Source organism: Streptomyces thermovulgaris, assembly GCF_002155915.1.
Classification (GTDB): Bacteria; Actinomycetota; Actinomycetes; order Streptomycetales; family Streptomycetaceae; genus Streptomyces; species Streptomyces thermovulgaris.
Genome location: NZ_MUME01000075.1, coordinates 1 through 13,421, shown reverse-complemented (window position 1 = coordinate 13,421; position 13,421 = coordinate 1). Strand labels below are relative to the sequence as shown.

Annotated in this window: 9 protein-coding genes; 3 read left to right on the top strand and 6 right to left on the bottom strand. The window is 72.3% G+C overall.

Translation table 11 applies throughout. The annotated features are described in order from the left end of the window. Positions 1-183: 183 nt before the first annotated feature. From CCN35_RS08115 to CCN35_RS08100, 4 genes are all read right to left on the bottom strand, one after another. Positions 184-435: a hypothetical protein gene (locus tag CCN35_RS08115; RefSeq protein WP_143631427.1), complete on the bottom strand. Its 252-nt coding sequence runs from the start codon at positions 433-435 to the stop codon at positions 184-186. Positions 436-749: 314 nt separating this feature from the next. Beyond that, positions 750-1,535, bottom strand: a complete 786-nt coding sequence (locus CCN35_RS08110; RefSeq protein WP_245863066.1) for a response regulator transcription factor — start codon at positions 1,533-1,535, stop codon at positions 750-752. A gap of 595 nt (positions 1,536-2,130) precedes the next feature. Then, entirely contained in the window at positions 2,131-4,500 is a 2,370-nt protein-coding gene (locus CCN35_RS08105) for an SCO7613 C-terminal domain-containing membrane protein (protein ID WP_211285499.1), read from the bottom strand. Positions 4,501-4,780: 280 nt separating this feature from the next. Beyond that, a complete protein-coding gene (locus CCN35_RS08100; RefSeq protein ID WP_067398997.1) occupies positions 4,781-5,197 on the bottom strand; it encodes a Fur family transcriptional regulator in 417 nt (138 codons plus the stop codon). A gap of 279 nt (positions 5,198-5,476) precedes the next feature. Between CCN35_RS08100 and CCN35_RS08095 the strand changes: the two genes are divergently transcribed. Then, positions 5,477-6,937, top strand: coding sequence for a catalase (locus CCN35_RS08095; RefSeq protein ID WP_086792012.1), 1,461 nt, complete (start codon positions 5,477-5,479; stop codon positions 6,935-6,937). 206 nt (positions 6,938-7,143) lie between these two features. Here CCN35_RS08095 and CCN35_RS08090 read toward each other — a convergent pair whose 3' ends face one another. Beyond that, entirely contained in the window at positions 7,144-8,211 is a 1,068-nt protein-coding gene (locus CCN35_RS08090; RefSeq protein WP_067399001.1) for a hypothetical protein, read from the bottom strand. Between the two features lie 118 nt (positions 8,212-8,329). Continuing rightward, positions 8,330-9,904: a PH domain-containing protein gene (locus CCN35_RS08085; protein ID WP_086792010.1), complete on the bottom strand. Its 1,575-nt coding sequence runs from the start codon at positions 9,902-9,904 to the stop codon at positions 8,330-8,332. Between the two features lie 636 nt (positions 9,905-10,540). Here CCN35_RS08085 and CCN35_RS08080 point away from each other — a divergent pair. Together CCN35_RS08080 and CCN35_RS08075 are read left to right on the top strand one after the other, a co-directional pair. Continuing rightward, positions 10,541-12,316 (top strand): SpoIIE family protein phosphatase, encoded by a 1,776-nt coding sequence (locus CCN35_RS08080; RefSeq protein ID WP_067399005.1) that lies wholly within the window; start codon positions 10,541-10,543, stop codon positions 12,314-12,316. A gap of 279 nt (positions 12,317-12,595) precedes the next feature. Then, positions 12,596-13,012 carry a DUF5994 family protein gene (locus tag CCN35_RS08075; RefSeq protein WP_067399008.1) on the top strand — a complete coding sequence of 139 codons (417 nt, stop codon included), beginning with the start codon at positions 12,596-12,598 and terminating at the stop codon, positions 13,010-13,012. Positions 13,013-13,421: the final 409 nt, after the last annotated feature.

The following is a 13,421-nucleotide window of genomic DNA, read 5'->3' as shown; positions in this document are numbered from 1 at the left end:
GCGGACAGCGATTTCGCCACGATTGGCGATGAGCACCTTGCGCACGACAACCTCCCCCGTGTCATCGGCCCATGCCTCAAAGCCTCACTCGCGCCTGACCCCCCCTTCAAGGGAGTCCTTTTCAGAAGTAAGTCAGGTTCGGCAAACGTCCTGCGGTTGTGTTCGAGCAACTTCAGAAGAAGGTCAGGCCGCTTCAGGGAAATGCCGCGCCGGACGTCCGGATGCCCGGACGGCAAGGGGCCGCGGCTCCCTCACCGGGCGGTACCGGCCGCCGACCGGGTGGCGGTTGCGGCGGGTCTCCCGGTCGGCCGTGGACGGGCCGCGGCCCGGCTTGGCAGTGATCGCCCGCACGGTCGCCTTCTCCCGCAGCCGGTCGGCGAGGTGGATGCGGTCGTCCTCGCACAGGTGCCGGAACAGCGCGGAAGGCGCTGCCACCGCGTTGATCGGTGGCAGCGCCTTCCGGTTTCCGTACACGTGACGCCCGTTGCGCCACTTCTGGCTGGTCCGGCGGTCGGTCCCGACGTCCGGCACGCTTCCCGGTTGCTCACACCCCGCTCCATGAGCCGGGAGTGTGTCTCCCGCTCCCTGGTGCGCTTCCTCTTGCCGTGAGGCCTCGTCCGGTTCTTACGGATCTCAATGCCCATCGCATCCCCTGAACCGGGGTGCGACAACGGCTCCTGGAACCCGAGGCTCTCCGGGGTGCCCCTCTTCCCTCCGTCGTCCTGGGAGGGATCGCCGGTGATCCCCGCTCAGCCGCTCACTCCGCCGAAGCGGAATCCGACGCCCCGCACCGTGACGATCCAGTCACTTCCGCCCAACTTGTTGCGAAGACTGCTGACATGCGTGTCAACTGTCCGCCGGGACCAGGAGTCGCCCCAGATCTGGCGGATGAGCTGCTTGCGGGGGATGACTGTGTCGGGATTGGAGGCCAGCATGTACAGGAGGTCGAACTCCTTGCGCGTCAGGTCGATCACGCGTCCGTGCAGCGTCACCTCACGGAAGCCGGCGTCGATCCGCAGAGGTCCATGACTGATGACCCTGCTGGTGGGCGCCGAGGTGCGGGCGCGGCGCATGACGGCCTCCATCCGGGCCATCAGTTCCCGGAAGCCGTAGGGCTTGACGAGATAGTCGTCGGCACCGGCCTGCAGGCCGAGCACACGATCGAGTTCGGACCCCCGTGCGGTGACGGCGATCACCGGGATGTCGCACGCCGACCGGATACTGCGGCACACTTCCAGCCCGTCCAGGTCGGGAAGTTCCAGATCGATCAGCACAAGATCGGCATCACCGTACGACTGGAGAGCGGCACCCCCCGTTGCGACGCTCTCCACTTCGTGCCCATGGCGCTTCAGCGCGGATACCAGGGCATCCGCCTCAGCTGCGTTGTTCTCCACCACCAGAATCCGCCAGGTCGTGGTGGGACCTGGTAAGTTCCTGATGCCGGGCTTGGTGGCCAACTCATTCGGAGCGACCGATTCCTCATGACAGGAAGCCGGTATGCGAAACTCCATCAGTTCGGTTGGCTGCTGGCTCATTAGTCCCCCTAGCTAGTCCAGCTCGCCCCTCACGGAGCATCACAGGGAACCTACAAACCGAGCCACCGGCATGTCAACGAACTTCGGCCATCCGCGAATCCCTCACAATTTCTATTAGCGGAATGTTAAATCTAGGCTCCGCCTCGCATATGTCGGCATACCCGCAGGTAAATCGAGATCATCTTCTGCGAGATCTCACCGGGGAGCACCTGCGTCTTTACCGGACGACGATCGTCGATCAGCCAGGACGACACTCTGTGACCCATCTCACCGCCACTGCTCCCGTGAGACGTGAAAGCCCTTTCCCGCCGGGCCTGAAGCACAAGAAGAGCCAGGAAGTACACGCGGGAGCGAACGCAGGGGGCAACCCACCCGTTCGGGGCCGTGGTCGCGCCAGGTCCGCACGTGCCGCCGTCCGGGGACGACGGCACGTGGGGCGAGGCCCACGATGACCGAAACCGAGGTGCCGGGCCCGGCTCCGCCGCACCACGGCCGGAACCCCGGGCGCGTCGCCGCGCGCCGTCCGAATGCCATGGCCGGGGGGTGCCGGTGACCGGGGGATGCCATGGCCGGGGGGGGATGCCATGGCCGCGCCTCAGCGCATGCGTCCCAGTGCCTCCCGTATCCGCCGGGCGTCCCGGATCCGCTGCTCGTACGTCGCCCCCAGGGCGAGCAGCAGCAGCCCGGCGAGCGCGGGAGGCAGCCAGCGGGGGAACATCCCCGCCAACTGCACCAGGTAGGGGGCGAGTTCGTGCAGCACGTCCAGTACGAGCACGCTCCCGCCGAGGAGGAGCGGGGCCTGGAGCCGGTGGCGGGCGCCCAGCAGGGTGAGGACGAGGGCCGCCGTGCCGAGCAGCAGGGGACGCGGCCAGTCCGCGTCGGTCCATGCCGCCAGCAGACTCGGCAGGAGCGTCACCGAGAGCCCGGGACCGTAGGCCGTCCACGACGAGGCCGCGGGGTCCCGGCGGCGCCGTATGAAGCCCACGAGCAGCGCCGGAACGGTCACTGGCAGGGTGTACGCCTCCGGGGTGCCCACGCCCCACGCCCCGAGCCGCACCCAGGCGGCCAGCACGAACAGCGCACCGGCCACGTATCCGGCCCACCGCCGGTCCGCACGCACGGCGGTGCCCGCGGCGATCACCCCGCACAGGGCCAGGACGAGGGCCAGGACGGGCGCGTCGGTGACGGCCAGCGCGATGGCCAGCAGCCCCGCCGCGGCGCCCGTGGCCTCGGCCGGAACCGCGGCCCGCGGGACCCGTGCCGCGAGCAGGGCCGCGGCGGCCGGGACGGCCAGGACCAGCAGTGCCGTGTGCGCGGGCGCCCATTCGGCGGCGGACCCCACCGCGCACGCCAGCATCGCCGCGCCGGCCAGGGACGCGCTCGCGCAGACGGGGGTCAGACGCCGGTGGGCGGCGGCCCCCGCGAGGATCCCCGTCAGCGCGGCGAGCACGGTCAGGGTCGCGCCCCGGGAGGCCAGCGAGAGGAGGACGAGACCGGCCGCGGTGAACAGGGAGAGGAGGAGGGAGGCGAGGAACGCCGGCGTCCGGCGCGCGTACGCCGCCGCGGCCAGCGTCGCCACGGCCGTCAGCCCCTGGACGAGCAGCCCGGCCGCGTACGGGAGCCGCAGGACGGCGGGCAGGACGAGCGCGGTCGCCCAGACCAGGACCACGGCACCGGCCACGGCCCGGTCGCGCCAGGCCGCGGCGGCACGGGCCGCCCCGGCCAGAACCGCCGCGACGCCCACGAGCACCAGCGTCCTGGCCGCCGTGTCCGCAGGCCAGGGCGCCCAGACCGTCACCGCGGCGCGCAGGTCCGACGGCGCCCCGGACCAGGCCCGGCCCGCCCAGGCGACCGGCCCCAGCAGCGCCACGGCGACCAGGGGCAGCGCCCAGACCGCCGCCAGGGCCTGGACGGCGGCCGACGCCCGGACCGCACCGCGCCGCACATGCTCGGGGAACGGGCCGCGGAGGACCAGCAGCAGTCCGATCCCGCAGACCAGATGGACGGGCACCGTCCACGCCCCGGGCAGCAGTGCGCGCGGGACGCCGCCGAGCGCCGCGACCAGGAGCAGTCCCCCGGCCGTCGCGGCGCCGGTGGCGAGGCCCTGCCGCGGGGTGCGCCATGCGGCGTACAGCGCGATCGCCGCCGCACAGGCGAGCAGCGCCGCCGCACGGAGGGCGCCGGGGCAGGTGGCTTCCCAGGAGAGCACACCGGCCATCAGCACGCCCCAGCCGCCCATGCCGTACACACCGACGGCGGCGGCGATGCGCAGGGACCTCACGGACGTCCGGAGCGCGACGACCGTGTCGAACGCGGCCGTCAGCAACAGTGCGGCGGCGACCGTGTACGGGTCCGCGCCGACGGCCGCCGCCCCCAGCAGCAGGGGGAGCTGGGCGGCGCCCAGCGCGGCGAGGAAGGGGAGGCGCAGGGAGCCGAGTGCCGTGCCGTATCCCCACCACGCCCCGGCCAGGAGGGCCGTTGCGACGGCCGCGTACGCCGTGCCGTCGACGGACGTCAGCGCGGCCTCGTGCAGCGCGTACGCGTCCAGCACCGTCAGCGCCAGTCCGAGGCCCGCCAGGGTCTCCGCCGTCGAGCGCAGCCCGCGCCTGAGCAGGGGCACGGGGGCGCCGAGCACCGCCGCGGTCACCGCGGCGAGCACCACGGACCGTCCGGCGATCCCCAGGTGTCCCCAGCTGACCAGGGTGAACGCGGTCGCGGCAACGGCCAGCAGGACACCGCCGAGCACGAGGAGCACGTTCTGCACCCGGGGGGCGGTGGTCTCGGGCTGCCGCGGCACCGGCGAAGCGGGCCCGAAGACGGGCGGGGAGGCGGGCCGGGAGGACTGCCGGAGGAAGGCGATCAGCTGGGCGCGGCGGGCCAGCAGCTGGGCGCGGCGGGCGTCGAGATGCCGCAGTTCCATGTCGAGGATCCGCAGTTCCTCGACCGGTGGCAGGGGACGGGTCATGCCATGAAGTGTGGCGCGTGCCGTGGCGCGGGACATGAGTGCGGGTACTCAGGTCCGTACTCGGTTCCCGCTTCTTCCGCTTCGGCGTCCTTCCGCTTCGGCGTACGGCTTCGGCGTGCGGCTTCGGCGTACGGCTTCGGCGTGCGGCGGGCTCCCGAGCGCGGATGTCCGGTGTGCGGAATTCCCGGGTGCGGAATTCCGGCCTCCGGGGGACGGGGCCGGTGCACAGGGGGACGACGGGCCCCGGTGGCGAGCCCCGGGCCGGCCGGGCGACCGGGGCTCAGCCGGCCGAGCAGCCGGGGCAGAGCCCCCGGTAGGTGATCTCGGCCTCCTGGACGGTGAAGCCGAAGCGCTCGGAGGAGGGCAGGTCGGAGACCGGGTCGCCCGTCGGGTACACGTCCCGCACCGCGCCGCAGCGGACGCAGACCAGGTGGTGGTGGTGCCGGTGCGCGTTCGGGTCGTACGTCTTGGCGCGCTTGACCGTGGTGACCTCGATGACCTCACCGAGGGCGACCAGTTCGCCCAGGGTGTTGTAGACGGTCGCCCGCGAGATCTCCGGAAGCCTCGCGGCGGCGCGCGCATGCACCTCGTCGGCGGTCAGATGGACGTGCTCGCCGGCGAGGACCTCGGCCACGACACGCCGTTGCGCGGTCATGCGCCAACCGCGTCTCCGCAGACGTTCCAGCAGGTCGCTCATGGCAGGCCGCCCCAACCCGTTTGAGGGATCTCACTCCGAAAGAAGTACTACTTTGGATCCACAGCCGACTTAGATATTGTCTAGCATAGGATGCGGTAAACGAGGTTACGTCATCGCACACATCGGATCCGGTCCATTGCGACTGCGAAGTGCCGCCCTCGGCACCGTGCCACGGGCGGCTCACTGTGTTCGCAGCCGCAAGACCTCCGGAGCTTCCGCGTCACCGCCGCGGGGGCTCGCTCCTGGGTTTCGACCCTGAACGTCTTGAAGGAGACCGTCTTGACTGACTCCATCGACACCCCGGCCACGCTGGAGAACGGCGCACCGGCTGTCAGCAACCGCAACTCGCTCAGCCTCGGCACCAACGGCCCGCTGCTGCTGCACGACGTCCACCTGGTCGAGACCCTCGCGCACTTCAACCGCGAGCGTGTGCCGGAGCGCAACCCGCACGCCAAGGGCGCCGGCGCCTTCGGTGTCTTCGAGACCACCGAGGACGTCTCCCGCTACACCAAGGCGGCCCTCTTCCAGAAGGGCGCCAGGACCGAGATGCTCGCCCGGTTCTCCACCGTGGCCGGTGAGCAGGGTTCGCCCGACACCTGGCGCGACGTCCGCGGTTTCGCCCTGAAGTTCTACACCTCCGAGGGCAACTACGACATCGTCGGCAACAACACGCCGATCTTCTTCGTGCGCGACCCCATGAAGTTCCCGCACTTCATCCGGTCCCAGAAGCGCATGCCGCACACCGGTCTGCGCGACAACACCATGCAGTGGGACTTCTGGACCTCGAACCCCGAGTCCGCCCACCAGGTGACCTACCTCATGGGCGACCGCGGCCTGCCGAGGACCTGGCGCCACATGAACGGCTACGGCTCCCACACCTACATGTGGATCAACGCCCAGGGCGAGAAGTTCTGGGTCAAGTACCACTTCAAGACCGACCAGGGCGTCGAGTGCATGTCGAACGAGGAGGCCGAGCGCCTCGCGGGCACCGACGCGGAGTACCACCGCCGCGACCTGTTCGAGGCGATCGAGCGCGGCGAGTTCCCGAGCTGGACCCTCTACGTCCAGGTCATGCCGTACGCGGACGCCAAGGACTACCGGTTCAACCCGTTCGACCTGACCAAGGTGTGGCCGCACTCGGACTACCCGCTGATCAAGGTCGGCAGGATGACCCTGAACCGGAACCCGGAGAACTTCTTCGCCGAGATCGAGCAGGCGGCCTTCGCCCCGTCGAACCTCGTCCCGGGCACCGGTGTCTCCCCCGACAAGATGCTGCTCGGCCGCGTCTTCGCCTACGCGGACGCCCAGCGCGCCCGTATCGGCACCAACTACTTCCAGCTGCCGGTCAACCGCCCGAGGGTGAAGGTCAACTCCTACACCTTCGACGGCCACATGACGTTCGAGCACACCGGCAAGGCCCCGGTGTACGCCCCGAACTCCTTCGGCCGTCCGTTCGCCGACGAGACCGGACCGGTCGAGGACGGCTGGGAGGCCGACGGCGAGATGGTGCGCAGCGCCTACCGCCTGCACGCCGAGGACGACGACTTCTCGCAGCCGGGCACGCTGGTCCGTGAGGTCTTCGACGACGCCCAGCGCGACCGCCTCGTCAAGACCGTCGCCGGTGCCCTCGCCTCGGTGCAGGAGCCGGTTCTGTCCCGTGCATTCGAGTACTGGAAGAACATCGACGCCACCATCGGCGAGCGCATCGAGCAGGCCACCAAGGAGGCCCGGGCGAAGTGACACCCGCCCGGTGCGAGCGGCTCGAGGAGCCCGGCCCCTTTTCGGGGCCGGGCTCCCGGCCTGCGGGCCGGGGGCGGCACCGGCTGCCCCCGGCCCGCCTCGGCACCGGGCGACGGCATGAGCGGTACGAGCGGTGTGGGGCGCACGGGCGGCACGGTCGTGGGCACCTGGGCAGGCCCTCCGGGGCCGGGCCGCCGGCTCAGCCGCTATTCGCCCCCACCGCCGTCGCCGCCGCCGTCTCCTCCGTCGCCGCCACCGCCGCCACCGCCGTCCCCTCCGTCGCCGCCGTCCGAGCCCCAGCCGTCGTCGCCGCCGGGTTCGTTGTCCTCACTGCTCGTACCGAGGTTGGTGAACCAGGGGAGTTCCCAGGCGCCGTCGTCGGCGACCGGCTCGTCCCCGCGCCCCTGTGGCTCCGGCCGGAACCGCGCCGAACCCGTCGTGTTCCCCAGCCCGAAGGCGACGGCGAAGACCTGCGCCATGACGGCGTCCATCGGGTCGGAGCTCTCGTACTGCACGGGGGACAGCGGCCGCAGGACCGTGCCCGGCGCGAACTCCGTGCGGAGCGGAGGACGCGTCAGCAGGGCGACGGGCCGTTCGTTGTGCAGCAGCCTCGAGCTCGTCGCGTCCTGCCGCCGCAGCACCCACTGCCGCCCGGGCAGCCGCACCGCCACGAAGCTTTTGGACCTGCGCAGTTTCTTCCTCTGCAGTTCGAGCTCCGCCGGGAAGCCGTCGACCGTCAGCCGCAGCCCCTTGGACGGTCCGGGGGTGTCCGGGCGGAAGCCGTGCGGTGCCCGGATCCGTACGACGGGCGCCTGCGGCCCCCAGACGTCCACGCGCACCAGACGCCGGTCCACGACGACGGTGATCGGCCCGGCGGGCCCCGGCGCGAACCGGCGTGCGAGCCACAGCGGTACGCCCTCGGCCCGGGCCCTCTCCGCCAGGGCGGCCACCTGGCCGGGACCGCCGCACTGCCGCACCGCCAGCTCCCCCAGTGCGCGGGCGAACTCGGCGGCCCGCCGCACCCGCACCGGCGTGGTGGTGCCGGTGATCCGGGTCACCGGCACGATCCCGCTCTTCTCCGCCAGGTGTTCCAGCGGACGTTCCGTCCCGCCGCCCCCGAGCCAGCGCCCGCGCTGGAACGCCTCGGCCATGGCGCCGAGGTTCAGTTCGTCCAGCGGCGTGGTCCTGCCGCCCCTCCGCAACCCCTCCTCGGTCAGCTCCACGGTCCGTGCCAGCGGATTCCACGACCGTTCCCCGTAGAGCACCCGGCTCATCACACCCCCATGGTCGCCACGGTCGGTTCAGCAGAATTCACCTTCACACACCCCGGTCCCACCCGTCACCGGGGGTTCCGGCAGGGGCGGTGGCGGCCCGTGGTGCGGCGGGAGACGGTCAGGTCCGGGAGGACTCGACGGGTGCGGCAAGACCCAGCCCGCGGATGATGCGGATCAGGTCGTCCGGGGCCGCCGCGAGGCGCACCGGCCTGCCCCCGTCGTCGAGTTCGGCGACGTGCCAGTCGTTCGGGACGATGTCGTCGCCGCCCCGGACGCGCCGTACCTTCGTGAGGGTGAGCCGCTCCACCGGGATCCGTCTCGCCGCGAACCGGCCCGGACCGGAGTGCGGGACCACCGCGGGCTCCCCGTCGCCGAGGACGACGTGGGTGCCGAAGCCGTGCGGGTTGTAGTCGGTGTGCTCCAGGAAACGGGCGGCCAGGAACACCTCCCCCTCCTTCGTCCCGGGCGCCCCGGCGTCCTCGGGCGTCCCCGCGCCTTCGGGTGTGCGGATACGCGTGGCCCGCCAGGCCAGGACGGTGAGGACCACCGTGACCGACGAGCCCACGGCCCCCCACACCACCGCCGTGGAGGACGTGAACAGAGACGTGGGGTAGAGGCCGCAGAGCGGCAGCAGCCACAGAGCGGTGACGACGAGCACGCCCACGAACGGAAGGGCCGACGGCAGGACCTCGTCGTCGGGCAGCCGGCGCCCGCGCAGGCGCAGCAGGGTCAGGGCGGCGGGGTATCCCGCGGACAGAGCGAGCACGGCCGCGGCGACGGCCTGGCCCCCGGCCGAGGCGGGGGAGGCGCGCCACACATGGCGTTCACCGGCGACCTTCCACACATCACCGCGCCAGACGGTCACCTCCACACGGTCGCCGGGCCGGAACTCCAGGGCCGCCTCCCGCGAGACATCGACCCGCTCCAGCGGCCTGCCCCCGGCGAAGTACAGCCAGCTTTTCTCCCTGGGGGCCCTGCCGGCGTCGGTCCGCTCGATCACGGCCGGCAGGGTGCTCAGACAGTCTCCCCCGAGCTCCCGGCCGTCCTCGCCCCGCTTTGCGGCGGACGCCTCGGCGGCGCACGGAACGGCCGACCTCCACGCCCGTTCCTCCGCCGCGACGCCCGGTACGCTCCACGCGAACGCACCCGCGCCCACGAGCAGCAGCACGCACAGGGCCAGCGGCCGAACCCGGCTCCCGTGCCCGGCGCTGTCCCTCGTGATGACGGGGAGGTGGTCCGACTCCGGAGCTCCGTGGCGGTGGAGCAGCGCGCGCAGTGCGTCCAGCTTCGCGTCGAAGTCCGCGTCCGAGGACGAGCCGCTGCGCGGCAGGGGCAGCCGCCGCCTGCGTCCGTCGCGCAGCAGCACACTGACGTACCGGAGCGTGCCGCGCCGGGTCTCGTACCGGTGCACGCGCAGATCGGCGACGTCGCTCCACGGCACGCTCCGGCGACGCAGCAGCGTCCGGCAGTGCAGGCCGTACGCGTCGCCTCTCACGCACACCGTGACCCAGTGGAGCGCCATGAGGCCCACGGGCACGAGCGCGAGGCCCACGACCGGCCACACGTCCAGGGGCGAGCCCGGCCGTGCCAGGCGCGCGACGGCGACACCCGCCCCGACCGCGCCGAGCCCGACGAGGAACCACGGAAGGCGCTTCCCCGGCAGACGGCAGATCACATCCTCTGCACCGCTCATGCGCGCATCGTGTCATCGGCCGGACCGTGCCCGCTTCTGCGGTGCACGGCAGTTTTTCGCCCCCGTACGCTGCCGACTTCTCGCAGCGGGAAGCCGTGCGCCACGCGGATTGCCGCAAAGATCACGATTCGCTCCCGGGCGTACGGCCGTCGCCGGCAGCGCGGACAGGCGGCGGGAGCGAGTAGCGTGGGGCCCGAGGGCGCAAGGGGTCCGCCAGGAGTCCTGATGCCCTCGCCGGCAGCCGCCCCTCTCACTGCCACCGGCGGCCGACGGTCTGCCGGGCCCGACAGGCAGGTGAGGTCCGTGCCCGTTTCCGCCCCTCCCCCGGCAGGACTCCGGCGGACGAAGCAACGAAGCATCCGGGTCGAAGCAGTGCGGCACCCGGGTCCCCGCGCCCCGGAACGGCGCTTTCGCAGCCCACGACCACCTCCCGGCGCTCCCCGGCCCCACCGGGCACGCCTGATGCCCGCGGCGAGAGCCGGGGTCCGGTGACGGAGCGTTCCATGACTCCTGTGAGGTCCATGAGGTCCGTGAGGCCCGCGAGACCCATGAGCCCCGTGGCGAGATCCGTAGGACCCGTAGCGGGATACGCAGGATCCACAAGACCCGTGAGACCCGCGAGAGGAGGGCAGCGTGATGGAGAACGTGAGGCCCCGCGAAGAGCACGAGGGGTGGCTGCCGGCTGCGGAACCGGGTCTGTGGCAGCAGGTCGTCGAGCAGCTGGGCACGGCCGTGGCCGTGACGGACCCGGCGGGGCGGATCACCGAGATCAACCCGGCCGCCGAGCGGCTGCTGGGCCGCAGGGCAGCGGCGGTGCGCGGGAAGGACATCCACGACCTGTGCCACCGGGACCCCCAAAGCGCCCGGATCCCACGGGAGCACTGCCCCTTGCTGCGGGCGCTGGCCGAGGGACGTCCGGCGCGCGGGGACGACGACAGGTTCCTGCGGGGGGACGGTTGGCCGGTCCCGATCTCCTGGTCGGTCTCGCCCCTGACGGACGGCGACGTCCTTCGGGGCATGGTCGTCCTGATCGCCGAGAACACGAAGGACCACGGCCCCCGCCAAGGACACGCGGAACGGCCGGAACGCACAAAGCAGGCGGAAAGTACAAAGCAGGCGGAGCGAGCCGCCCGTACGAGCGCGCTGGAGGGGCTCACCGAGCGGCTGACCCTCGTCGCGGCGATCACCGGCGTGCTCGGCCAGACCCTGGAGGTGGACGAGGCCGTCGCCCGGTTGGGCCGGCTTCTGGTCCCCCGCCTGGCCGACTGGGCCGCGGTGGACCTCCGGGTCGACCCCGATCAGGTGCACCGGGTGGCGGTGACCGGCCCCGAGGGCCGTGCCGCCGGGCAGGAGGACTGGCACGGCCATCTGCCCCCGGCCGGGAGCGCGTCCCGCTCGCCCCTGGTCCGGGTGCTGCACGGAGGCGGCTCCGTCCTCCAGGACCGGACGGACATGGACGCACCGCTCGACTCCCCCCTGGCCGCCGTCCACGGCGCCTTCCTCGCGGCGACCGGCGCGGTGTCCGCCCTCACGGTGCCGCTGGGCGCCGGACGGCAGGTCACGGGCGCCCTGACCCTGGTGCGCACCGACCCGGCCCGTCCCTTCGACAGCGACGATCTGGACCTGGTGAGCGACATCGGCCGCCGGGTCGGTCCGGTCATCGACAACGCCCGCCGGTTCGGCCGCCAGCGTGCCGTCGCCGAGGCCATGCAGAACAACCTCCTCTCCCCGCTGCCCCGGCACGGCCGGGTCCAGCTGGCCGCCCGCTACCGGCCCGCTCCGGCCGGCTCGCAGGTCGGCGGCGACTGGTACGACGCGTTCACGCTGCGGGACGGCGCACTCGCCCTGGTCATCGGCGACGTCGTGGGCCACGATCTGACCGCCGCGGCCGGCATGGCGCAGTTGCGCGGGGTGCTGCGCTCCCTCGCCTGGGACCACACCGGTCCGACGGGTGCCGTCGTGGACCGCCTCGACCATGCCCTGCACGCCATCACGACCGTGTCGATGGCCACCCTCGTCCTCGCCCGGCTGGAGGGCCCGGACAACGGCCCGTGGACCCTGCGCTGGACCAGTGCCGGACATCCGCCGCCCCTGCTGCTGACCCCGGACGGGAACGCGCAGTACCTCGAGGCCGGTCAGGGGCTTCTCCTCGGAGCCCATCCGGACGGCGCCGAGCAGCGGCCGAACGCCGCCCACGCCCTGCCACCGGGGTCCACGCTCCTGCTCTACACCGACGGGCTGTTCGAGATCCCCGGCGGCGACCTGGACACCGGGCTCGGCCGGCTGCGCCGCCATGCCCTCGCGCTCGCCCACGAACCGCTGGAGACCCTGTGCGACCGGCTGTCGGCCCGGATGCCTCCCGGCAGCACCGACGACATCGCCCTGCTCGCCCTGCGCCTGCCCGTGCCGTGAGCCGTGACCGGGCGCCGTGAGCCGTGACCGGGACCGTGAGGCCCCGAGCACCGCGAAGCCGCGGAAGACGACGGATCAGCAGAAGACGATGGAGCAGCAAAAAGCGCGAAAGGGGCATCTTCGGCGCAGGCCGGGTACCCGGGCACGGCGGGCACGGCGTGCGGAGCCGTGCGTGTCCCGCTGCCGCGGACACACCACGCCCGTGCCGGCGACCACCGCGCCGTACCGCGCGGCGGGACTCTTCAGGAACCGGGACCCCTCAGGAACACAGGACACCTCATGAACAGCGCATTGCGGCCCCCGCCGCCCACCCGTCCCCTGCCCCGGCTGTACGTCGCGCCCCCGAGCACCGTGCCACGCCGCATCGACGGGGCGTGGTGGCCGCACACCTTCGACCTCCTGGCGGAACTCCCGCAGCTGCTCTCCGATCTGCCGGAGTCCTGGGGCCGGATCGACAGCGTCCTGGTGAACAGCGCGCTGTGGACCGGGGCACCGGGCCGCCTGCTCGTCCGCAACCACGTCGTACGGCTGCACAGGACCACCTCGGCGCACGCACCGAGCACCATCGTCCTGATGGCTTCCGGCCAGGGACGCCGGGATCTGCTGGTGGTGCCGCCGGATGCGACCGAGCAGACCGCCGCAGCGCTCCTGTCCGCCGCGGGGCTGCCGGCGGAGCAGGGCTTCCCGGCGAGCTGAGCGGGCCGCCGCCCGGCGCCGGCCCGCCGGCGTCCCGTCGGCGGCGGGAAACCGGCTTCTCCGTCCCGCCCCCTCCGGGCAGGTCATGGCGTCGCCACGGGAGACGCCGGGCAGCGGCGCCACGTCCGGCGTGATGAATTTTTTTCTCCGACCCCAGCGAAAAACCGGCGCGGAGCAGGGAAAATATTCGGTTTCCGGCAGGCGAGCGGGGCGATTCTCCCCGCAGGGACGACCCTTCCGTGCTACTGTCGTAACAGTTGCAGTTGTGGTTGCCAGAAGGTTCATTTCCCGACGGGCAGATCATTACGGCGACACGAGATCAGCGCAGGGCGGATCTCGAAGACCGTTTCCGAAGGAGAAATGACATGGTGACCGGCACTGTGAAGTGGTTCAACGCCGAAAAGGGCTT